The organism is Acinetobacter guillouiae CIP 63.46, assembly GCF_000368145.1.
Lineage (GTDB): Bacteria > Pseudomonadota > Gammaproteobacteria > Pseudomonadales > Moraxellaceae > Acinetobacter > Acinetobacter guillouiae.
Map to the genome: position 1 here is coordinate 96,397 of NZ_KB849285.1, position 22,385 is coordinate 118,781.

22 protein-coding genes are annotated in these 22,385 nt (G+C 38.4%); 5 read left to right on the top strand and 17 right to left on the bottom strand.

What is annotated here, in order from left to right; all coding sequences use genetic code 11:
• Positions 1–6: 6 nt before the first annotated feature.
• The 5 genes from filE to filA form a co-directional block, all read right to left on the bottom strand.
• Complete coding sequence (gene filE, locus F981_RS17260) at positions 7–1,296, bottom strand: putative pilus assembly protein FilE (protein ID WP_004723708.1); 1,290 nt, start codon at positions 1,294–1,296, stop codon at positions 7–9.
• Positions 1,296–2,960 (bottom strand): putative pilus system OmpP1/FadL family transporter FilD, encoded by a 1,665-nt coding sequence (gene filD / locus F981_RS17265; RefSeq protein ID WP_004723709.1) that lies wholly within the window; start codon positions 2,958–2,960, stop codon positions 1,296–1,298. Before filD ends, filE begins: the two co-directional genes overlap by 1 nt.
• Before the next feature lie 13 nt (positions 2,961–2,973).
• The gene (gene filC, locus F981_RS17270; RefSeq protein ID WP_004723711.1) at positions 2,974–4,200 is read right to left on the bottom strand and encodes a putative pilus system protein FilC; all 1,227 of its coding nucleotides are present in this window, start codon (positions 4,198–4,200) and stop codon (positions 2,974–2,976) included.
• 54 nt (positions 4,201–4,254) lie between these two features.
• Positions 4,255–5,088: a putative pilus system C39 family peptidase FilB gene (gene filB, locus F981_RS17275; protein ID WP_034613839.1), complete on the bottom strand. Its 834-nt coding sequence runs from the start codon at positions 5,086–5,088 to the stop codon at positions 4,255–4,257.
• A gap of 208 nt (positions 5,089–5,296) precedes the next feature.
• Positions 5,297–6,223: a putative pilus system protein FilA gene (filA, locus tag F981_RS17280; protein WP_004723714.1), complete on the bottom strand. Its 927-nt coding sequence runs from the start codon at positions 6,221–6,223 to the stop codon at positions 5,297–5,299.
• A gap of 264 nt (positions 6,224–6,487) precedes the next feature.
• Between filA and F981_RS17285 the strand changes: the two genes are divergently transcribed.
• A complete protein-coding gene (locus tag F981_RS17285; protein WP_004723716.1) occupies positions 6,488–7,822 on the top strand; it encodes an anthranilate synthase component I family protein in 1,335 nt (444 codons plus the stop codon).
• 3 nt (positions 7,823–7,825) lie between these two features.
• Here F981_RS17285 and hisC read toward each other — a convergent pair whose 3' ends face one another.
• The 8 genes from hisC to F981_RS17325 all read right to left on the bottom strand — a co-directional run bounded on the left by hisC (position 7,826) and on the right by F981_RS17325 (position 15,616).
• A complete protein-coding gene (gene hisC, locus F981_RS17290; RefSeq protein WP_004723717.1) occupies positions 7,826–8,923 on the bottom strand; it encodes a histidinol-phosphate transaminase in 1,098 nt (365 codons plus the stop codon).
• Positions 8,924–9,098: 175 nt separating this feature from the next.
• The gene (gene hisD / locus F981_RS17295; protein ID WP_081401076.1) at positions 9,099–10,400 is read right to left on the bottom strand and encodes a histidinol dehydrogenase; all 1,302 of its coding nucleotides are present in this window, start codon (positions 10,398–10,400) and stop codon (positions 9,099–9,101) included.
• A 128-nt stretch (positions 10,401–10,528) separates the two neighbouring features.
• Positions 10,529–11,191: a DUF4272 domain-containing protein gene (locus F981_RS17300; RefSeq protein ID WP_004723721.1), complete on the bottom strand. Its 663-nt coding sequence runs from the start codon at positions 11,189–11,191 to the stop codon at positions 10,529–10,531.
• Positions 11,192–11,293: 102 nt separating this feature from the next.
• Positions 11,294–11,989: an ATP phosphoribosyltransferase gene (gene hisG, locus F981_RS17305; protein ID WP_004723724.1), complete on the bottom strand. Its 696-nt coding sequence runs from the start codon at positions 11,987–11,989 to the stop codon at positions 11,294–11,296.
• Between the two features lie 4 nt (positions 11,990–11,993).
• Positions 11,994–13,253, bottom strand: a complete 1,260-nt coding sequence (gene murA, locus F981_RS17310; RefSeq protein WP_004723727.1) for a UDP-N-acetylglucosamine 1-carboxyvinyltransferase — start codon at positions 13,251–13,253, stop codon at positions 11,994–11,996.
• 6 nt (positions 13,254–13,259) lie between these two features.
• Positions 13,260–13,511: a BolA family iron metabolism protein IbaG gene (gene ibaG / locus F981_RS17315; protein WP_004723729.1), complete on the bottom strand. Its 252-nt coding sequence runs from the start codon at positions 13,509–13,511 to the stop codon at positions 13,260–13,262.
• 135 nt (positions 13,512–13,646) lie between these two features.
• Positions 13,647–13,988 (bottom strand): ribosome hibernation-promoting factor, HPF/YfiA family, encoded by a 342-nt coding sequence (hpf, locus tag F981_RS17320; protein ID WP_004723731.1) that lies wholly within the window; start codon positions 13,986–13,988, stop codon positions 13,647–13,649.
• Positions 13,989–14,167: 179 nt separating this feature from the next.
• A complete protein-coding gene (locus tag F981_RS17325) occupies positions 14,168–15,616 on the bottom strand; it encodes an RNA polymerase factor sigma-54 (protein ID WP_004723732.1) in 1,449 nt (482 codons plus the stop codon).
• Positions 15,617–16,139: 523 nt separating this feature from the next.
• Between F981_RS17325 and F981_RS17330 the strand changes: the two genes are divergently transcribed.
• The 4 genes from F981_RS17330 (at position 16,140) to F981_RS17345 (ending at position 19,422) form a co-directional block, all read left to right on the top strand.
• Positions 16,140–17,051 (top strand): amino acid ABC transporter substrate-binding protein, encoded by a 912-nt coding sequence (locus F981_RS17330; RefSeq protein ID WP_004723734.1) that lies wholly within the window; start codon positions 16,140–16,142, stop codon positions 17,049–17,051.
• Positions 17,052–17,142: 91 nt separating this feature from the next.
• Positions 17,143–17,985 carry an amino acid ABC transporter permease gene (locus F981_RS17335; RefSeq protein WP_004723738.1) on the top strand — a complete coding sequence of 281 codons (843 nt, stop codon included), beginning with the start codon at positions 17,143–17,145 and terminating at the stop codon, positions 17,983–17,985.
• A 2-nt stretch (positions 17,986–17,987) separates the two neighbouring features.
• Complete coding sequence (locus tag F981_RS17340) at positions 17,988–18,665, top strand: amino acid ABC transporter permease (protein ID WP_004723739.1); 678 nt, start codon at positions 17,988–17,990, stop codon at positions 18,663–18,665.
• Between the two features lie 13 nt (positions 18,666–18,678).
• Positions 18,679–19,422: an amino acid ABC transporter ATP-binding protein gene (locus tag F981_RS17345; RefSeq protein WP_004723740.1), complete on the top strand. Its 744-nt coding sequence runs from the start codon at positions 18,679–18,681 to the stop codon at positions 19,420–19,422.
• A 79-nt stretch (positions 19,423–19,501) separates the two neighbouring features.
• Here the strand turns inward: F981_RS17345 and F981_RS17350 are convergent, their stop codons facing one another.
• The 4 genes from F981_RS17350 to F981_RS17365 all read right to left on the bottom strand — a co-directional run bounded on the left by F981_RS17350 (position 19,502) and on the right by F981_RS17365 (position 21,986).
• Positions 19,502–20,176, bottom strand: a complete 675-nt coding sequence (locus tag F981_RS17350) for a DUF799 domain-containing protein (RefSeq protein ID WP_004723741.1) — start codon at positions 20,174–20,176, stop codon at positions 19,502–19,504.
• Entirely contained in the window at positions 20,173–20,550 is a 378-nt protein-coding gene (locus F981_RS17355; protein ID WP_004723742.1) for a DUF4810 domain-containing protein, read from the bottom strand. Before F981_RS17355 ends, F981_RS17350 begins: the two co-directional genes overlap by 4 nt.
• Positions 20,551–20,560: 10 nt before the next feature.
• Positions 20,561–21,232 carry a CsgG/HfaB family protein gene (locus F981_RS17360; protein WP_004723743.1) on the bottom strand — a complete coding sequence of 224 codons (672 nt, stop codon included), beginning with the start codon at positions 21,230–21,232 and terminating at the stop codon, positions 20,561–20,563.
• Between the two features lie 130 nt (positions 21,233–21,362).
• On the bottom strand, positions 21,363–21,986 hold the full coding sequence (locus F981_RS17365) for a LysE family translocator (RefSeq protein ID WP_016539406.1): 624 nt from the start codon (positions 21,984–21,986) through the stop codon (positions 21,363–21,365).
• Positions 21,987–22,385: the final 399 nt, after the last annotated feature.

Consider the following 22,385-nt stretch of genomic DNA (forward strand, 5'->3'; position numbering starts at 1 on the left):
TCATCCTTACTGAATTACACTCAGCTTAATTTGTCCATGATTTGTTAATTGCTTATTTTCAACATCTAATGCTGAGGATAGTGGTGTTAAAAATAGATATACAGCTTGATCAGGTTTTCTTAAAACGCCTTCCATAGCCGCATATTGTAAATTATTGCCGTGGGATTCTTCATTTTTAAAACCACTTACACCTTCGAGGACACAACCTTGTCCATCTAAAAATACCACCAAAGGCCAATAATAACTTTGAAGCTTTGAAGAAGATGCATAGGATGTTAATAAAATATTTTGCACTTGAGAATCTAATTTCACCACTTCATAAGCAAAAGTCTCTTTGATTGGTGCAACTGGCCACAAGCCAACTTCTTGATTTTTTATGGATAAATCTTTTGCTTTAGTTATTTTTTTACCCGAAAAACACGCTTGTTCTAAATTATGAACAACCTCATCTTTAGGTAAACGAAAGTAGGTTGATGATAAAACAACTGGCTTTTTTTCTTTCGATTCTGAATTGCCACGAATACTATTTAAAAGGCTCTTACTTAAACCTTTTTGCCGTTCGATGGTTTCATAACGACCATGTACTGCGCCGATCTCAGGCGTCATATAAAATCTTTTTTTACCTTCTAAATTGAATTCACGATCTTCTAAATACTCATTATTGACATATTGTTCACCATCAATAACGGTGAAATGCTGATCTTCTATCGTTTGAGTACTTTTTGGGGCAACTTCTTTATTGGTCTTGACCGCAGTTTGGTCTACTGGCGTTATTTTCTCTAGTTTCTCAACCTTATTGGTTTTTTGAGTAATATCAGCGGGCTGCTGTGGCGGTTTTTCCACAACAAGCTGAGGTACTTTCGTCTGTGACGCTGGTGGTAAAGGCTGATCTGGTATCTGAACAGGGCTTTGAATTTTAGCTTTATGCTCCATTAAAGCGGATTGCCGTGCAGGCTGAGCAGTAGTAACCGCTGATGGCGTATTTTTAGGCGCCCTCTCTTTTTGACTTTGTTTAACGATGGCTGGAGCTTCTATTACTGGTACATTAGGCTTGGCAGCTTGAGTCTCTTGTATTTGTTTGACTTCTTGTATTGGTTTAACGTCTTGTACTGGTTTATTTTTTTGCTTTACATCTACTTTTGGAGCTGCTTCAGGTTTCTGAACAATCATCGGATGTCCATCAGGGCCAATAATTGTATAAAAATTGGCAGCATAAGAAATTGATGTGGCTAGACTAAAACTTAAAGCTAGCCACAAAGAAGTTACAACTGTTTTTTTTCCAACATTCAAACGCATTACCATCTCGTTCTGTAGTTAAGCCCTAGAATTGTAACTTTTGTATTGGTCTTTACATTTAAACCAGCATATGGGTTGAGTAACAAGTTATCCACCCCTGTTTTATTGGCCAAACTACTGCTGTTTGCTGGAATATTATCTCGGCTACGCAAGAAACCGATCGATAAGTCAATATCACTATCTTCATCAAAACGATAACCTAAACCTAAACCAAATAATTGCGCATTGTTAATCGGCACCATGGTATTACGTTTATCATCGGGGATCGCACTAGCACGAGGTTCATAACCAGCACGAAGTTTTAGACGATCATTTGCTGAATACTCAATACCAATTCCCCAGCTCCACGGTGATTGAAAGCCTAGTGGGAAAGCCAATGAGGTATCTGTGACTTGATTGGATAATAATTTGGCAATTTTTAATGCTGAAATTTGTCGATCAAATTCAAACTGAAATTTTTCCCATGCTTTAAAGTCAGTCCAGCCCACATCAAAGTTTACCTGTAAATCAGGTAAAATCTTATATTTTATACCAGTTTGAAAATGAGCAGGATATTCCAAATCCATTGAAATCAAACCTGACTCGGTCGGCGGGATATAGCCTGGAAAACCTAAAATCGCCGCAAGAATTTGTCCTGTTGCTGAAGAGTTGAGGCCCTTTATAAGCTCGCGTGGTGCGTTGGCATTATCGATAAAATATTTACCTTTCATACGCATTTTGGCGGAGCTTTGATAGACCATACCAAAACCAAAGTTATCCGTAGGTTCCCACATTAAACCTAAGTTATAACTTGGACTTAGACTCTGTTCAAGACTGACCTGCATTTTGCCGAATTGGCCAAATGGATCCATTCCCTCATTAGCATTACAAATACCAAATAATATGAGATCCGTAATCACATTCGAATTATTTCGAAAAGGTCCACAAACCGACTCATCGATTAATCGTAGAACACCGATCATTTCATTTGGAAATCTTAGATCAGTTTTTAATGCCATTGCATTGTATGACATCCCGATCGAAGCACCAATAGACAACTCATCGCTGACTTGGTATGCAATAGATGGAGACAAATAGGTTATACGCTCAATGGCAACTTGCTGCCCCATATAGTTACCTGGGTTACCATCTTCTGATCCAAAACCTGCCACCATTGGTGCATATACGGCAGTTGCATAGGTCAGTTTTGAGCCAGGAGGGTTATAGGAAATACCTCCCGTTGGCGCTAACACTGGCCAGCCAGGTCCCAAATCCACGACTTTCTTTAGAATAGGAATGTATAAACTTGCATACTCTACATCACCACGTACTGAATCTTTATAATCTGTACAAAGGCCCGAAGGATTATCTGGTGCATCATTACAGATCAATGGATCATCAGAATAACCAAATACGTTATAACCAGGCGGCGCAGAAAATTCACGTTGTATATCAAAGTTTGCAACAATCCCTTGTACGTCAGTTTGTAAGCCTTTGAGTTTAGTTAATGCTGCTGGGTTAAAATGAATCGCACTAATCCCAGGCGGATCTGCAGTCACTGCATTCCCCATGGTTAGTGAACGTATATCTACCGATAGGTTGAGCCCTAACGCCGCAAATACTTGAGTTGAACACCCTGTTAATAAAATCGCTGTAACTAATGGGCGCAAACGTATGTTTTTCATACTTCACACTCCTTTAGTTCGCTTTCTTCTTACCAAAGCCTAAAATATCCAATGGGAAAGATAAACCGAGTGAAATATCTGGTGAGTCTTCAGTTAAGCCGATCCCCAATGTACCATTGACAATGGTATCTGGATTGACACGCACCCCTAGAGCGATAGAAAACATCCCGCTAGATTGGTCAGCTGCTTTATATGAGTCTGCAAGTCCTGCTGTAGGTCTATACTTAAACGAAGTATTCATATTGAATGATTGTTGGTATGACATGGTCATTGAAACATCATAGTTAAATGAATAAGCAAAACCAAAAGAAAAACCACCGGTCATACCAGGATCAAACTCTTCTAAAACGCGTTGATAGGTCTGATCACCACCTTGACCATTGGCATTACCCCCACCACGCACTTGATTTAAGCCAGTTTCTTTAAATCCATAATTGGCAGAGACCGATGCAAACAATACAACAGGATCGATATATTTACGGGTACTTGCGCCAACACCTACAGAATAATAGCCTTTACCTGTTGAAAGGTCTTTTTCTGGGTTTATCTCATATGGACTATCACCTGTCTTGGTAGATAAGCTACCAAATAAAATAAGTGGTAAACGCCCTGCTTTCAGCGGGAACGGTTCCCAACGTGCACCAAAGTTAATATCCCCTAGGCCCGCAGCCGTGGCATCTTTTAAGCTATCTGATTTAGCAATAAATGGAATAGATGCGGTAAAGGTTAAATTATCACGTATCCCGTACTGTGCGGTAAATGTATTACTGATGGTATGACTGGCATCCTCATCAACACGGAGCTGGTAAGCTGTGCCTTCGTTAATTCCTAAATTTAACTGCGAATCACGATAGTAGGAATAATCTAAATCATAAAAAGTTGAGAACTCACCCTTTTTAATTAAAGAGTATTGACGTTCATTGGATGTAAAAACTTCTTGTAAATTGGTTTCTTGAGAAGCATCACCTTCTTTCTTCTGCAATGCTTCTGCAGCTTGTGTACCTGGTTTAGGTGCTAAAGATTTTGTTTCATCTTTATTAATTTTGACATCTTCTGTAGCCTGTGCAACATCTGCAACTGGAGCTGTTTGACTGCTGGTTGCAGAACTGGCATTGTCTGTACTCGCAGCCTGATCTGCTACTACATCCGCACTTGCCTCTGTTTCAGCTGCATATAAACTTCCAATTGCAAACTGAATACTCACTGCAAGTAAAGTCCGTTTCATCCATTGATTATTCATATTCTTCCTATTCCAAAAATTCCAATTCAGTTATGTAATTTTTTAATCCATCTTTTACTTACGTTTATAATAGAGTCGCATATAAGATGTAATTGGCTGATTGTATGTTGCAGACTTGGTATCTTGGTCAATCACCTTACGCATTGTCGAAGCCTTATCTGCTAATTTATTGGTATAATCTGTTGAATATTGCGCTTCAACTAAAGCATAACGATTGATTGTTGCATCATCGACATGACGCATATCTGCATCTTGTAGTGCCAACAAGTTACGTTGTTGATCTTTTGGCGCATTGATCACAAATAAGGTGTTATTTTCCCAAATTTGCTTAAATCGCTCTTGATCAAAACTAATATTCCCCAAGGCTGGATCTGCCACATAAACACGCCCATCTTTATAAGCTTTAAACACAACAAAATGTTTAAAACCCGCATAAGAAATTGGCACAATCACCGGTTGATTTTGATTAATTAGGTCTGTGAACTCACCTCTATAACCACCGCTTTCATATCCAATTGCAGCAACAAAGCGCTTCATATCCAGCAATGAAAAACTTCGCCGCTCAATAATCCGGTTGTATTCTCCAAACCGTAATAAGCCTTCCATGGTTTGCTGTTCGGTTAAATTTGTCCCAACATAGCCATTTAACAATGTTGTTAACGCAGCAGAACCGCAACTATAGTCATATCCTTGACGTACGATGCCACGGAATTGGTTTTCTAAGGCAGGTTTAACATGCACCATTTCACGATGATTACGTGTAAATGATTTATCTCTGGAATCCGCAAGCTCAGTGTAGTAAATCGCATCCTTTGGCTTGGGTTTCACATCTAAGGCGTGGTTGGCAAAATAATACATTAATGCCGAACCTAAAGTAATTTCTATCATAATTTTAACTATCAAGTGTCGGCAGTATTTTGCCTAAAGTGCTGATTTTATTTTTAGAGTGAACACTCTACGTCCCTGTGATTATGAAGATAACGTTTTTTGAAAAAAAAACAGTCTTTTTTTCAACTTTTGTCGCTTTTTATTCAGTTTTTTGTAAAAAAAAGACGCATGCTTTGCATGCGTCTTTTTTAAGATTTTAATTCTAAACTTAGTGACCAGAAATCGACAGTTTTACACCATTTGCTGTTGCTGAACCACCATTAAAGAATTTCATGCCTGTAATCGCAACATCACCAATCGAACCTGAACCTGTTCCTGTTCCTACAGTTCCAGGTGTGCCTGGTACAAAGCCAGTACCACCACCCAATACAACTTTAGTTAGGTAAATATCTGTACCTGTTGTACTTTTCATTGCCGTAACAGCCAAACCTTTCGTTGTAACAGCAACATCAGCATCTAAAGCCAAATTAGCTGAACCACTGTCAGTCACTTTTATGCCACCCAGTACGATATAACCGCCACCCGCAGCAGAAGCATCTTTCAAGGCCAAGTTACTGATTGATAAACCACCAATCATCGAACCATTCAATTTAATCATTGCACCTTGAGGCGTATTACCCAATTGAATATTTGCTGTAGTAGAACCTACATTCACAGTCAAGCCACTCAAAATTTCAGCTGATCCAGCATCAGGTTTATATGCGCCTGCTGAACCCGTAACATTATTCACTTCAATTTTGCCTAACTCAATTTTTAATGCATTAATTGCAGCAGCAACATTTAAGAATGGTGTACCAGTAGCACCAGCCGTAGCACTACCATCAGTATCAATAACCAAATCAGCTAAGTTACCTGTACCAGTTTTAGTTACAACCACGTTATTTAAAGTAATCGCACCTGCTTTGCCTGAACCACCAGAACCAGCAGTAACACCAGGAGTACCTGTAGCAGCTAAACCATCACCATCAAAAACATGTAGTTTTGCAATTTCAATTTTATCTGCATCGATACCAATACTGATACCATCCTGACCAGTAGTAGCACTCAGCGCTGCATCATCCATTGCTTGCATCGCCATTGCGTTTGAACTCATAGCCACTGCGGAAACTAAAGCAAGTTTAGTAAATAATTTCATAATCTGTACTCTCCCAAGAGCATTTTTTTTCATTTTTAACCACTCTCCATAGTTCCCTGTTGTTTTTAGTTGTTTTACAACTTAGAACACCAATCCTTGAGTAGTCCGTTTTGCCCTTTTAAATTAACGGTATGTTACTTTTTGTTCAACTGCTGTTTATCAAAAACCCAATTAAACCGATAAACGGTAAACACTTTTATAAGTACTATTTTCAGGTAGAATAGTGCTTTATAAACCTTTTTCACACTTGAGTTAATCCTCCCTATGTTTCGGAAGTTATTAGATTTTTCATCAAATAGCACTACAGATTTATTACACCGTATTGACTCATTATTCGGTTGTATCTATTTAAAAAACGCGGGTGACGATATTATTGCTTTTTCACCTGAACAATACTGTATCTCAATCCAACAAAAACTTTATCGTTATACAAGAAATCATTTTACCCATTATCAAAAAGATAAAAGCGATCTTCATTTAAATCACTTCTTTAACTTCACAGCCCAATCAGCCACGAAACAGCATAGTTTTCAGGGTGGATATATGGGTTTTATTGACTATAACTATGCCAGTCAGCAATATGTTGATGCTCAAACCAAATCTCAGCCTAATTTTTACATGGGTGTTTATAAAACATTTATCAAACGAGAAAATGAGCAATTCTTTTTTTATAGTTTAGAAGCCTGTGCAGAAGAGTTTTTCAACTTTATACAAGATTTATTAACCATACCAGCCACACCTCATCAAAGCTTTAAACTTGTATCAAACTGTACTGCGACGTGGACAAAGCCACAATACGATCAAGCATTTACAAAAGTCCAAGAATATATAAAAGCGGGTGATTGCTATCAAATTAATTTAACTCAGGAATTCACTGCAAAGGCACACGGTTCACTTTTAGATACCGCTGAAAAGTTTTGGAAACTCACAGATGCCCCATATTCGGGTTATTTAAAAATCAATGATTTTGAATTACTGAGCTGCTCACCTGAGTTATTTATTGATTTTGAAACTGATCGTAAAATTATCACCAGACCAATTAAAGGGACAATGCCTCGTTATGACGATCCAACTTTAGATGCGCAATCAAAAAATGCTTTGATTCAATCTAAAAAAGATCAAGCAGAAAATGTCATGATTGTGGACTTATTACGTAATGATTTAAGTGTCTACGCTGAAACTGGCTCAGTAAAAACCCCAAAACTGTTTAATATTGAATCTTTTAACCAAGTACATCATATGGTGAGTGAGGTGACTGCCACCCTAAAACCAGATGTCAATCCATTTGAGGTCTTATTTACAGCATTGCCAGGCGGTTCAATTACTGGTGCACCCAAAATTCGTGCGATGCAAATTATTGAAGAACTCGAAAGTGCACCAAGAGGCGCTTATTGCGGATCACTGGGCTATTTTAATTTTGATGGAACCGGTTCTTGGAACATTTTGATTCGTTCAATTCAAAAATATCAAGATGAAGTGTCATTATGGGCAGGCGGTGGAATCACCATCGCTTCAGATTGTGATGCAGAATATCAAGAATGTTTTGATAAAGTTTCTGCCATGCTTGATTTACTCAATACATGGCATCAACCTACATGAATCCTAGACTAAAATCTCATGTTTTAAAGTATCAACAAGTCGTTGGTTCTGTTCATCTGTACCAATAGTGATACGTAAGAATTGATCAATCCGTGGCTTATTAAAGTAGCGAACAATAATGCCACGTTCACGCAACGCTTTCGCCAATTCACCAGCATCTTTTGAGGGTAAACACGCAAAAATAAAGTTGGCTGAAGATGGCAATACGTTAAACCCAAGCGCCGCTAAATCTGCCACCAGTTTGTCACGACTCACAATAACTTTTTGACATTGTGCTACAAAGTATTCTTGATCTTCAAATGATGCGACAGCTGCAGCTATTGCAAAACGATCAATTGGATAGGAGTTAAAACTATTTTTAACAGCTTCCAATGCTGCAATCAAATGTGGCTGTGCAATTGCAAAACCAACGCGTAAACCTGCCAAAGACCGCGATTTTGAAGTCGTTTGGCAAACCACTAAGTTTTCGTATTTTTCAACCAGACGTACAGCTGACTCAGCACCAAAATCCACATATGCTTCATCAATCACAACCACCGAATCTGGATTGGCTTGCAAGACCTGTTCAACTGCAGACAGCCCCAATGCAATACTGGTTGGTGCATTGGGGTTGGTAATGATAATCCCACCATTCGGCTGCTTATAATCAGCCACATCAATTTCAAAATCATCATTTAACGGCAAGATTTTAGTTTGGGTTGAAATTCCAAAAAACTGACTATAAACAGGATAAAAGCTATAGGTAATATCTGGGTATAGAATCGGTTTATCTTGAACAAAAAATGCTTTAAAAATATGGGCTAAAACCTCATCAGACCCATTACCAACAAAAACATTTGCGACATCTACATGTTGTTGTTTCGCAATCGCTTGTTTGAGTGCCGATGCATCTGGATCTGGATAAAGTCGCAATACATCTGCTGAATCTATAAGTACGGACTGAACCGCTGCAACCACTTTTGGCGATGGTGGATATGGGTTTTCATTGGTATTCAGTTTTAATAAGTTTTGGATTTTAGGCTGCTCACCTGGGACATACGGTTCTAACTCACGTACTTCAGGACTCCAAAAACGCATTTGCTCAGGGCTAATATTTGGCATTTTTATCTCGTATTTTTTCTCACTTGACTTACTTTATATAAGCGCGCTCACGCTAGGAGAGGGTTTGGGTATTTCAATAGAATCCCCAAACTAAGTCAGTTAAATTTTTACCCCCTCATCCACACCCTCTCCCTCAAGGAGAAGGATTTTTTACGGATACTGGGCCATTGGTGAATTACTGATAACGATATCTTGCTGATCGGGCATGCGCATCTAAATTTTCTTGTTGTGCAAGAATATCTGCGGCCTTGGCAAGCGATTTTACCCCTTGCTCAGAACACATAATTAAACTTGAACGTTTTTGAAAATCATAAACACCTAAAGGTGATGAAAAGCGTGCTGTACCAGAAGTAGGTAGGACATGGTTTGGTCCCGCACAATAATCACCAATCGCTTCTGGTGTATAGCGCCCCATAAAGATTGCACCTGCATGGCGAATACTTTCTGACATCTGCTCAGCGTCATCTAAGCACAATTCCAAATGCTCAGGCGCAACTTGATTAATCAAATCAATGGCTTCTTGGCGATCTTTAACCAAAACCAAAGCACCACGATTTGCAATCGAAGTTCGTGCAATTTCAGCTTTGGGTAATGCAGCCAAATGTTCTTCGATGGCTTGCTCAACATCATTTAACAATTGTTCATCTGGTGTAATAAAAATTGCTTGCGCAACTGTGTCATGTTCAGCTTGTGACAAAACATCCATCGCCAACCATTTCGGGTCATTGTGACCTTCTGCATAAACCAAAATTTCAGAAGGTCCTGCAATCATGTCAATACCGACTTGACCAAAAACAGCACGTTTTGCGGCAGCAACGAAACGGTTACCCGGTCCTGTAATTTTATCTACCGCTGGAATCGTTTCTGTTCCATAAGCAAGTGCGGCAACTGCTTGCGCACCGCCAATCGTAAAGACACGACTTACACCCGCTAAATAAGCAGCTGCCAATACCAAAGGATTTAAATCACCATTTGGCGCAGGTACCACCATAATAATTTCTGCTACCCCAGCCACGTGCGCGGGTAAAGCATTCATCAACACAGAGGATGGATAAGAAGCCAAACCACCTGGAACGTAAATACCAACACGGTCTAAAGGGGTAACTTTTTGACCCAGGGTATTTCCTAATTCATCCACATAGGACCAACCGTCTTGTTTTTGAGCCTGATGGAATGAGCGAACACGATTGGCCGCCAATTCCAAAGCTTCACGTACTTCTACGGTTAACCCCTCAAATGCAACTTTAAGTTGTTCTTGTGTCAGTTCTAAATCTGAAAATTGATGCGCTGGATGTCGATCGAACTGTTGAGTGAGTTTAAGTACATGTGCATCGCCATGTTGACGCACATCTGCAATAATTTGGTCTACTGTTTTTAAAAGCTCAGGATCACTGACTGTTTCAAAAGCTAACAAGTCAGCAAAGACTTGTTTAAAGTTCTGCTCTTGAGTCGATAAACGTCGCATCAATTTACCCACAAGGTTGTTTAAGAAAGATTTAGTTTACCTTGTTTTGAGTATCTTGTGGGCAACATCACCGCAACATTTCAACTTACTTTAATAGGAAAGTTTGATTGCAAAAAACTTTTGACACAGCAAATTTTTATTTAGGTACTCACATCAGGATGATCCCAGTCACTATCAGCCTGAATCAGCCAGTTCAATGCACCATGCCTTTCCACAACAATAGATGAATTTAAATTTTCAGGTGCATCCTGTTGCTTTAAGCGCGCATTTACACATGCCCAATCATAACGATAGATTAAATCAGCCTGATCTAAAATTTCTTCGCTATCCCGCAACTGTACTTTTGCCATAAACTCAGCAAAGGTATCGCACGACGATACGGCTTGAATGGCAAAATCACAATCAACGATATCTGCTGGATAACTTAATTTATCCACAATCCCCAAAGCCCATAACAATACCCAATAGGCCTCATATTTCCACACCATATTGATGATATCTTGCGCTGAAGCCTCACGATTTAAAATTGCCTGTTCTTTCTCGGTTAAAGCATCTAGCACCTGCATTTTCTTCAAAATATCAAATACAAATAGCTGTGTTTCATCATCATATTGATCATTATTCAGATCACATGCGACTTGAATCACCCACAAACAAGCAATCGCGCGTTTTGCAATCTGTTCTGCACTGCGCGCTTGCACGTCTTCAGCAGCTTCGATCACAGGTAACCAGTCAATATAAGGAATTGAATACTTTTTAAGTTTTAAAATAGATTGTTCTTTGCGCTGTTCAGGTGTTTTCATAAACTCTTTTTTTTAAATCATGGATGGTTATTTTTTAACATAAATTGCATAAAAAAACCGCCTAAAATTAGACGGTATCTTTATCAAACAAACATGAATGAATTAATTGCTCTTTTGACGTTCTTCTACTGCTTTTTCAAGCTGAGTAAGAATTGGATTTAATAAAGTTTGCTTACGCTTAAAGCTGGCTTTATTGACAATTAAACGCGAAGATACTTTACAGATTTCTTCCAAAGGCTCTAGACCATTGGCACGCAAAGTATTTCCGGTATCCACCACATCGACAATATAATCACCCAAACCAACCAATGGTGCTAATTCCATTGAGCCGTAAAGTTTAATCACATCAACTTGCTCACCTAAGCTCGCATAATATTGGCGAGTTAAATTTACATACTTGGTGGCAATTTTTAAACGTCCTTTAGGGCGAACCATACCGACTTTACCAGCGGTCATTAATTTACAGTTGGCAATCTTTAAATCCAATGGTTCATAGACATTTTGAGCGCCATGTTCCATCAACACATCTTTACCCGCCACACCAATATCCGCGGCGCCATTCTCAACATACGTTGGCACATCAGAAGCACGCAAGATTAAAATACGAACGGATTTGTGTGTGGTTGGAAAAATTAACTTACGAGATTTATCAGGATCTTCCAATAAGTTAATTCCAGCAGTTTCAAGTAAAGGCAACGTTTCTTTTAAAATACGCCCTTTACTCAATGCCAAAGTTAAACCATGATCAAAATTGCCCATTACGTCAAAGTTAGGATCATCGTTTCTCATATCGCTCATTAACTTACTCGCTCACTCGCTTAATTTGGGCACCTAGACCTTGTAACTTTGCTTCGATATCTTCATAACCACGATCAATATGATAAATACGATCGATGATAGTTTCCCCTTCAGCAGCTAAAGCAGCCAAAACTAAAGAAAACGAAGCACGTAGGTCAGTTGCCATAACAGGTGCAGCAGATAATTTTTCCACCCCTGTCACAACAGCATCATTACCTTCAACCTGAATATTTGCGCCCATACGAGCTAACTCAGGTACATGCATAAAACGATTTTCAAAAATCGTTTCAGAAATTGTTGCAAAACCACGTCCAATGGCATTTACCGCCATGATCTGTGCTTGCATATCCGTTGGGAATTCTGGATGTGGCAAGGTACGGAAGCTGACAGCCTTCGGACGTTTCCCCAGCATATCCAATTCGATCCAGTCTTCACCGCGTGTGACTTCTGCACCCATTTCTTCAAACTTATCTAAAACAGATTCAAGAAGATTTGGGTCAGTATGTGTGGTTTTTACCTTACCGCCCGTAATTGCTGCCGCGGCCAAATATGAACCGGTTTCAATACGGTCAGCAACCACTGAATATTCACAACCATGGAGACTTTCAACACCAGTGACCACTAAGGTATCTGTGTCTAAACCTTCAATTTTTGCACCCATTTTAATAAGCATTAGTGCAAGGTCTGTAATTTCAGGTTCGCGCGCAGCATTACGAATTGTTGTAACACCCTCTGCCAATACTGCAGCAGTTAAAATATTTTCGGTTCCACCTACAGTCACCATATCGAAGATGACTTCACCGCCTTTTAAACGGCCATCCACTTTGGCGTGAACATAACCTGCTTCGACCTCAATTTGTGCACCCAAAGCTTCTAAGGCTTTTAAATGCTGATCAACAGGGCGTGAACCAATTGCACAACCACCAGGAAGTGAAACTTTTGCACTACCATAGCGCGCCAACAGTGGCCCGAGCACCAAAATAGATGCACGCATGGTTTTAACCAGTTCATAAGGTGCAAACTGATTATCCAGTGTAGAGGTATTCGCGATAACCGTTTCGCCCTCATAACTCATGGTGATACCTAAACCACCAATCAGCTTAACTAAAGTACGAACGTCTTTTAGATCTGGAACATTTTTTAATGTAATCGGTGTATCTGCAAGAATCATTGCAGCCAATAAAGGTAAAGCCGCATTTTTCGCACCAGAAATACGAACTTCACCTTCGAGTTTTACACCACCTTGAATGACAAATTTATCCATTGACGCTTAAGCTCCAAACATACTGGCTTTGCGCCATTCTTCTTTAGTCATTGCACGAATAGTTACCGCATGTACCTCACCACTGGCAATATAAGAATTAAGTGGCGCGTAAACAGCTTGTTGACGAGGAACAGGACGTTTCCCTTCAAACTGATTGTCGACAATACGGAGGTCAAATTTACCTGCTTGTCCACTGACAGCAACTTCAGCATCAGGAAAAGCTGCTTTTAAGATTTCAGTGAGCTGTTCACTATTCATTGCATCGACCTCTTATAGGACTGACAGTGTAAAAACCGGATATTTTACTATAACTCACCGAAATAATTCATTAACTTGTACAAAAAATATAGATAAAAAAAAGAGGTCTTTTCAACCTCTTTTAAAATATCAATTTTATGTCGCTAAAATTTCCATTGGTTGATAATCCAACTGCATTTTCCGATGCTTATCTAATTGCCTTTTTAATTTATCTGTCAATTTTGTAATCGCATTATACATATCATCAGCGCTCGCTTGGGCGAAAAGCTCTATACCCGGCAAACGAACAATTGCCTCAGCAATATGATTTGCACTGCCTTTTTTTGATCTTTTATCCAATTGATGATCTTTACTCAGCTTGACCTGCATACTATTGACCTGATCAATATGCTTGGTCATCTGGGTAAATCGATCTCGAATATTTTCTTCTATTGCTGGTGTAATACTTAAGTGATGTCCACGGATTGTAATTTGCATAACTTTATCCCTCTCCTTATATAGGAATATGAAAGTCATAACCCAAACGATCTCATGACAGCATTCACCAAGGAAAAAACTGTGCTCAATATCATGCAATCATTTAAGTTACTCCAAAAGACAAAAAGCGATTCATTATTTCGTCATAATGAACAATTAGAATAGCCACACTTTAAAATTTAGATCAACACTTTTCGGTCAGATGAAGACGGAATATGTAACGATTCACGATATTTTGCGACTGTCCGTCGTGCCACATCAATCCCCTCTTCTTTTAATAAATTGGCAATTGTATTGTCTGACAACGGCTTACGCGGGTTTTCATCTGCAACAAGCTTTTTGATTTTTGCTCGAATGGCCGTCGAGGATGCTTCTCCTCCAGAAGTGGTTCCAACGTGACTCGAAAAGAAATATTTCAGCTCAAATAGACCACGAGGTGTCAGTAAAAACTTATTGGTAGTGACACGGGAAACTGTTGACTCATGTAATTCAACTTCTTCTGCAACATCTCGCAATACCAAAGGTTTCATTCCTTCAGCACCGATTTCTAAAAACTCACGTTGATGTTGCACAATGCAACTTGCGACTTTTAATAAAGTTTTGTGACGTTCATCGACACTTTTAATAAAGTTTTTCGCTTCAAGCATTTGATTGCGTAAATATTGATTATCATCACTTTGATCAGCACGTTTAATCATGCCTGAATAAAATGAGTTAATTCGAAGTTTTGGTAAAATATCTGGGTTCAGTTGAACATACCAATGGTCATTTTTCTTGGACACCATCACATCTGGAATTTGATAATCTGATTCTTTTTGCTCAAATTCAGCACCCGGATAAGGTTTAAGGGTTTTCAATAAATCAATTGCTGACTTTAATAACTCAGCATTTAAACCCGTTTGCTTAATCAGTTTATTTAAGTCATTACTGACCAAAAGCTCATAATGTTTCAACAACATCAGCGCTTCTTTCCTAAACAGTGTGGTGGTAGCTAAAGCCTCAATTTGCACAAAAAGACATTCTGCAAGACTACGAGCACCAATACCAATCGGTTCTAAGCGTTGAATATGTTTTAAAACAACTAGAACTTCATCCTCTTCAACTTCAATGTCATAATCCATTTGTTGTAGTAGATGCTGTACTGAGCTAACAATTTCTTCAATATCGGCAGCCAAAAATCCTTTTTCATCTAAAGCATCGACAATGCAATACGCAATCAATTTATCCACTGGAGAAAAATGCAATAAATTGACTTGCCCCAACATATGTTCTTTTAATGATGCTTCTGAATGACGATTGTCTTCACGATCCTCAAACTCAGGGCGCTCCATTGCAGTTGATTGATGGGTATAGACATCATCCCAATCTGTATCTACAGGCAGTTCATCAGGTAAGTGGTTGGCATTTAAAGAATCTGAAAGCTCATATTCTTGTTGTTCTTGTTTTACATTTTCAGGGCTTTCATGTGTCTCTTCTTCAACTTTTTCAAGCAAAGGATTACTATCAAGTTGAATTTGAATTTCTTGCTCAAGCTCCAAACTCGATAATTGCAGTAATCGAATGGCTTGTTGCAGTTGTGGCGTAAGCGACAACGAATTTGCAACTTTTAATCCAACCGATAACTTCATACCCATAATTCCCACACTGTATTATTTCATTTCATCTTATGTGAATAAGCAATGCAAAATTCATGCCTACTGATTTTTTATATCACAGGAAAGGGATTAGGACTAGTAAAAAAAATGAATACGTTACATAAAAATGTTTGTTATTTATCAATTAAAGATAAATTTTAATTATGTCGTTTTTTTATTCAATTTTTTAAAAAGACCTTCGATCCAGATCTGTTGAAATAGTCATCAATTATATAAATAGAGATTTAAAACCTATAAGCAAAAATAAATGGCTTTAGGGCTATTTATTTCAAAATATTTAAATAAAATAGGTTCCACTTTGTGAGACCAGTCACATTTCTAGTTTGTGAAATTTATTATTTTTATCCTTTACTTATTGGAATAGTTAGTATAAAAATAATGATATAAAGAAATATGATGAATCGTAGTTTCAAGGAAAAGGTTTGGCACGATAACTGCTTAATTTTAGAAACGAGCGGCTTAAACTGCCAAAAAAATCATGTAATGGAGAACTCAAATGACACTATCTACAAAAACACTATCAAAAAAAGTTTTAACCACAGCGCTTGGTGTACTTATGGCTGGCGGTGCTTTTTCACAGGTTCAAGCAGCAGATACATTAGCAAAGATCAAACAATCAGGGAAAGTGATCATTGGTTACCGTGAGTCATCTGATCCGATTTCTTATGTGATTGGTGGTAAACCAATGGGATACGCTGTTGATATTTGTAATAACTTTGCCAATGAGCTGAAAAAAACGCTCAAGATGCCAAATCTTAAAGTTGAATATAAAGCAGTTACCTCTTCTACGCGTATTCCAGAAATGTTGGCAGGCAATATCGATATGGAGTGTGGTACGACAACAAACTCTATTCAACGCCAACAACAGGTAAGCTTCTCAACCAACTATTATGCAACAGAAGTACGCATGGCAGTTAAAGCCAGTGCACCAATTAAAACAATTGCAGATTTAAATGGTAAAGCAGTTGTAACCACCCAAGGGACTACATCTGACAAATACATCAAAATGGGTGAGAAAGGCGAAAAAGTGAACGTAAACAACGTTTATGGTAAAGACCACTCAGACTCATTTGCCATGGTCGCTTCTGGCCGTGCTGCAGCATTTGTGATGGATGACAATATTCTTGCAGGGTTAATTGCAAAATCATCAAATCCAAAAGACTTTAAAATTGTAGGTCCAGTACTTTCTTCTGAACCATATGGCATTATGTTACCGAAAGGCGATGCAGCATATAAAGCAATCGCAGATAAAACAGTAACAACAATGTGGAAAAATGGTCAAATGGCGGCGCTATATAAAAAATGGTTCCAATCACCAATCGCACCTAAAAATGTCAATTTAAATATGCCAATGAGCTCATCATATTTAAAGCTTAAAGCTAATCCTACGGATGCTGGTATTAACTAATAACGTAGTTTAAAACAACGGTTTATAGATCAGATTAGGTTTAAAGTCTGGTCTATAAATTTTTATAAAATTAAAAATACAAGGAGCACACATGTCCGTAGGCTCACTTAACTGGACAGCATATTGTCTCCCCTCGAATGAATATAGTCTTGATAAAGCTGCATGGGCTGAATCTGTCTGTAAAGCGATTGGTGGTGAAAGTTATTCCCCTGTTGCAGATGCACCAACCTGGCTACAACTTCTAGGCTCAGGTGTTTGGACCATGGTCTGGACCGCGATTGCTGCATTTTTCATTGCATTTCTTCTTGGATCTCTCATCGGGATTTTACGTACATTACCCAATAAACCACTTTCATTTATTGGTACCTGCTACGTCGAACTTTTCCGAAATATCCCCTTGATCGTACAACTGTTTTTCTGGGCATTTGTATTCCCACAATTACTGCCACTCAGCTTAAGTACTGGTAGTGGAGAGATGGTTCATGGTGGATGGTGGCAAAATATTCTCAATGACAATCCTGCAGTGGTTGGGGTATTTGCACTCGGTCTATATACTGCGGCACGTATTGCTGAACAAGTACGTTCAGGTATTAATACGGTTTCAAATGGACAAAAAAATGCAGCTTTTGCAATTGGTTTAAATCAAAGCCAAAGTTATCGCTATGTCATTCTCCCTGTCGCTTATCGTATTGTTTGGCCAACGCTCACTTCTGAAGCAATGAATATTTTCAAAAACTCTGCCGTGCTTTATGCACTGAGTGTTTTGAACTTCTTTGCTTATACCAAAACCATGCGTGAAGAAACATCCCAAGATATTGTTATTCTTATTCTTTCGACACCAGTTTACTTAGTCATTACCTATACCATTAAGTTGATCATGGCTTGGATTGAAAAACGTATGGCTGTTCCTGGTCTAGGCTCGGGGGGTAAATAGTCATGGATTTTAGTATTTTACAAAATCAAGATGTTATTCAAACGCTGATCGCAGGTTTTAAATTTACCGTTACGGTGACGATTTTATCGATTATTGGCGGGATTCTGATTGGCACACCTTTGGCCATGATGCGTTTATCCAACAATAAAGTCGCCAGTAATTTTGCTAAAGTATATGTCGATTTCTTCCGTGGTGTACCACTGATTCAAGTGATCTTCATTTTCTATTTCTTATTGCCAAAGATTTTTGAGTTTCAGTCAGATACCTATTATGGCCCACTGTTTTCAAGTGTGGTGACCTTTGCAATTTTTGAAGCAGCATTCTTTTCAGAAATTGTACGTTCAGGGATTCAGTCTGTTTCTAAAGGTCAGGTCAATGCAGGTTATGCACTTGGTTTCACCTATGGACAAACCATGTCCAATGTGGTGTTGCCACAAGCTTTTAGAAACATGCTACCTGTCATTTTGACTCAATCTATCGTACTTTTCCAAGATGTATCATTAGTTTACGTGATTAGTGCGCCAGACTTCTTGGGCAATGCCAATACCTTAGCAAATACCTACGGTGCTGAAACCAAAGCAACTTTCTACCTGATTGTAGCAGTTGTTTACTTCTGTATCTCCTTTGCGCTTTCACGACTTGTGAAGCGTTTACATCAAAAAATAGCAATAATTCGATAATTGGAGAATCAATATGCCAATGATAGAAATACAACATATCTCAAAATGGTATGGAGATTTTCAAGTTCTTACAGATTGCACCACTTCAATTGAAAAAGGTGAAGTTGTGGTGGTTTGTGGACCTTCAGGTTCTGGTAAATCTACACTGATTAAAACTGTAAATGCATTAGAACCGTTCCAAGAAGGCAATATTGTTGTTGATGGAACAGCGTTAAAAGACTCAAAAACTGATCTGGCAAAATTCCGTTCTCGTGTGGGAATGGTATTCCAACACTTTGAATTGTTCCCACATATGACTGTTTTGGATAATTTAACTATTGGGCAACTTAAGGTTTTAAATCGTTCTAAAGCAGAGGCTGAGAAAAAAGCGTTGCAATATTTAGATCGCGTTGGTTTGGCAGCCCACAAAAATAAGTTCCCAGGTCAACTGTCTGGTGGTCAGCAACAGCGTGTTGCGATTGCCCGTGGTCTGTGTATGGATCCAGTGTGCATGTTATTTGATGAACCTACTTCGGCATTAGACCCTGAAATGGTGGGTGAAGTGCTTGAAGTCATGAGTCAATTGGCAAAAGAAGGCATGACCATGATGTGTGTAACTCATGAGATGGGCTTTGCTCGTAAAGTCTCAAGTCGAGTTATTTTCATGGATCAAGGCAAGATTTTAGAAGACTGTGCGACAGATGACTTCTTTAATAAGCCGGATGAGCGTCATGAAAGAACCAAATTCTTCTTAGACAAGATTTCTATGGTGCACTAATCAGCAATATGCTTTAAACATAAAAACCCCAATTTTTAAATTGGGGTTTTTATTTGATGCTCGCAAACAGTACCAGTGCTTAAGGTTTCACCGCATTTTGGGTGAAGTTTGGAGATCGTGGTCCATATAACAGACCTTTTTGCTGATTTAGACTCGGTGAATATAATTGCGAGCTTACAGTACTGGATAAAGTATAGGCTTTGTCTGACAAATGATTGGATATTTGATCAACTAAAGCACCGACCAGCGCGCCAATCAAACCTGCATTGCTATTATCATTGGCTTGCTGAAGTCGCTGCTCACCTTGCCAGAGTAATGTTCCAGTTTGCAAATCTACAAGTTTGGCTTCTACTGAAACTGCAGCTACAGATTGAATCACCTGATATTTAGAACCATACTCTTTAACTTTAATGTATAACGCAGCATCCGCTCCAAAAATCTCTTTTAACTTTTGTGGTGGGATTGCTTGGGCATCAAAGCCATTGGTCACCCCATTCTCTTTAAACATGGTGTCAACAACAGAAATTGGAAATACATAATAACCAGCTTCAGCTACAGGCAATGTTACTGTTGACCAATACCCATAGGTTGCACGCGTATCAGGAGACTCATTGATTGGAGGAAGTACCAAAATCGACTTAGGGATATGCTCACGATATGCTGCTAAATCACGATTTTGTTTAGGTGATACCGCACAACCGGTGAAAAGCATCATCAGCAAACCAAGTACCAATAATTGTTTCATATTTTTCATTTGGGATTTACCTCAGTCGATTGAGGGGTCATTTTCTTCAATAAACGATCCATCAAAACGGTTGACTCAGGATAAATTTGGCGCTCTAACTCAAAATATTCAATTGCACGTGGGCCATTTTGAATATTCAGATTTAACAAGCCCAAATGCGCATATAAACCTGGCGGCACTGCGGCATTTTTTGCTTTTGCTTTCTCAACATCTTTTTCAAGCGCTAAAATTTGTTGCTGAGGCGAAGTTTTTTCTGGAACCGCCAGCATTAAATAGGTTTGCTGTAGATATCCGCCCCAGCTATATAAAGACTGTGGTCCAGATGCACACCCAACCAAAGTTAACGTTGTAAAAAAACTTAAGAATAATAAAACCCGTTTCATTTATTCAAACCTATTGTGCGGACCACTTGTTTGTTTGAATATCTGTGACAAGGTGATTAACTGCTTCGCGTACAGCCAGATCTAAAACCTTACCATTTAAGGTTGAGTCATAAGATGCTGTAGAACCAAAACCCAAAATTTCGCGTTCACTGAGCGCGTATTCACCTGCACCCTGCACAGAATGGACAACTTCTGCTGTTTTTACATCAACAACATTAATATTGACTTTTGCATAGGCAATTTGAGTTTTACCACGCCCTAATAGCCCAAACAATTGATGGTCACCCACTTCTTTACGTCCAAATTCAGATACATCCCCAGTGAGCACATAACGTGCACCCTTAATGGATTGAGATGCTTTACCAAAACCAGCCTCTTGTTGCAGCTCTGATAAATTGTCTCGATTTAAGACTGAAAAATATCCTGTTTGTTGCAAGTGCGTTTCTAAAATCGTTTTTGCTTGACCGCCTAAACGATCGACATTATCAGAGAAGATTCCACGCATATAACTTGAGCGGTTATCAAACTTACCAATCGAAACTGCTGTTTTCGCACCTGAATATTTAACCGCTGAAGTCGCTACAGCCACTTGAGGTGCTTGGATGGTTTTAGAGCTTTCAGTGGTAGAACAAGCTGTAAGTACCAAGCCATTTAAGGCAGCAATCAATAATATTTTTTTCAAAATTACATCTCTCTAAGGTCTAAACCATTATAATGAATATATACAACACAAACTAAACACACTATTAATTAATTTTTAACAAATGGAATCTACTGATAAAATGTATGACTATTTTTACTCGTAAAAACAATCATTTCATACCAAAAATTAACTTTAAACCAAGTAAGGTCATGACACCGCCTGCGACTCGATCGAAGACTTTTTTAAACTTTAAATAAACACGGCGCGGTTTTTCCGCTGAAAGCGCCACTGCAACCAGTGAATACCAGCCTGCATCGATAAAAAAGCACAAGATAGGCAAAACAAAATAAAAATATGTTGGAATTTCTTTGGGTAAAAGCGCAGTAAAAATACTGGCTAAAATAATCGCAATTTTAGGATTACTTAACTGGGTAATTAAACCTAAACGAAACGCTTGTTGATAACTCATCACCGTGGATGAGTCAGATGCCTGCGCCATAGGATCTTTAGCATGTTTAATAATTTTATAAGCCAGCCAAAGTAAATATAGACCACCACAAATTTTTAAAGCTAAATATGCAGAAGGTACAGCCAATAAGATTGCCTGTAATCCCATTACAGCTAAAAAACCAAATAAAGCTGCGCCCGTGCCTGTCCCTAAAGCGGTAAACAGACCATGTTTACGAGAAATCGCAATTGAATTTTTAGCCACATAAACAAATGTAGGACCAGGGCTAATTGCGCCTAGCATTAATGCCAATGCAATTGAACCTAAAATCAATAATGATTCCAAGAGACACCCCGACCTAGACTATTTTTAAGAATAGATATTTTACGCTACAACCGATTTTTGAAGATATAAAAATCTTTATTATTTCGCGATTACACTTTTATTCAATGCAAATTCATCAAAATTTCAATCACAAATTTAAATACACTTGTGTATTATCATCACAAACAGAGTAAACAAATATTTTTAGAGTAAAAACTCAATAAAAAATTTATTTTTCAATATCTTAATTATATCAACAAAATCATCAAGGTATATAAAATATCCTAAAAAGCCATAAAATAGACCACATTAATCACAAAAATTAACTTCCATTTTCATGTATTTATAGGCTATAAAAAAACCATAATAAAACTATGGTTTTAAATTATCCAAAATCAACATTTATACTCAGGGGTAAAA

Excerpts from the sequence above, each read along its gene's own strand:
- filE (WP_004723708.1), bottom strand. The coding sequence starts at position 1,296 with ATGCGTTTGAATGTTGGAAAAAAAACAGTTGTAACTTCTTTGTGGCTA.
- filD (WP_004723709.1), bottom strand. The coding sequence starts at position 2,960 with ATGAAAAACATACGTTTGCGCCCATTAGTTACAGCGATTTTATTAACA.
- filC (WP_004723711.1), bottom strand. The coding sequence starts at position 4,200 with ATGAATAATCAATGGATGAAACGGACTTTACTTGCAGTGAGTATTCAG.
- filB (WP_034613839.1), bottom strand. The coding sequence starts at position 5,088 with ATGATAGAAATTACTTTAGGTTCGGCATTAATGTATTATTTTGCCAAC.
- filA (WP_004723714.1), bottom strand. The coding sequence starts at position 6,223 with ATGAAATTATTTACTAAACTTGCTTTAGTTTCCGCAGTGGCTATGAGT.
- F981_RS17285 (WP_004723716.1), top strand. The coding sequence starts at position 6,488 with ATGTTTCGGAAGTTATTAGATTTTTCATCAAATAGCACTACAGATTTA.
- hisC (WP_004723717.1), bottom strand. The coding sequence starts at position 8,923 with ATGCCAAATATTAGCCCTGAGCAAATGCGTTTTTGGAGTCCTGAAGTA.
- F981_RS17300 (WP_004723721.1), bottom strand. The coding sequence starts at position 11,191 with ATGAAAACACCTGAACAGCGCAAAGAACAATCTATTTTAAAACTTAAA.
- hisG (WP_004723724.1), bottom strand. The coding sequence starts at position 11,989 with ATGAGCGATATGAGAAACGATGATCCTAACTTTGACGTAATGGGCAAT.
- murA (WP_004723727.1), bottom strand. The coding sequence starts at position 13,253 with ATGGATAAATTTGTCATTCAAGGTGGTGTAAAACTCGAAGGTGAAGTT.
- ibaG (WP_004723729.1), bottom strand. The coding sequence starts at position 13,511 with ATGAATAGTGAACAGCTCACTGAAATCTTAAAAGCAGCTTTTCCTGAT.
- hpf (WP_004723731.1), bottom strand. The coding sequence starts at position 13,988 with ATGCAAATTACAATCCGTGGACATCACTTAAGTATTACACCAGCAATA.
- F981_RS17325 (WP_004723732.1), bottom strand. The coding sequence starts at position 15,616 with ATGAAGTTATCGGTTGGATTAAAAGTTGCAAATTCGTTGTCGCTTACG.
- F981_RS17330 (WP_004723734.1), top strand. The coding sequence starts at position 16,140 with ATGACACTATCTACAAAAACACTATCAAAAAAAGTTTTAACCACAGCG.
- F981_RS17335 (WP_004723738.1), top strand. The coding sequence starts at position 17,143 with ATGTCCGTAGGCTCACTTAACTGGACAGCATATTGTCTCCCCTCGAAT.
- F981_RS17340 (WP_004723739.1), top strand. The coding sequence starts at position 17,988 with ATGGATTTTAGTATTTTACAAAATCAAGATGTTATTCAAACGCTGATC.
- F981_RS17345 (WP_004723740.1), top strand. The coding sequence starts at position 18,679 with ATGCCAATGATAGAAATACAACATATCTCAAAATGGTATGGAGATTTT.
- F981_RS17350 (WP_004723741.1), bottom strand. The coding sequence starts at position 20,176 with ATGAAAAATATGAAACAATTATTGGTACTTGGTTTGCTGATGATGCTT.
- F981_RS17355 (WP_004723742.1), bottom strand. The coding sequence starts at position 20,550 with ATGAAACGGGTTTTATTATTCTTAAGTTTTTTTACAACGTTAACTTTG.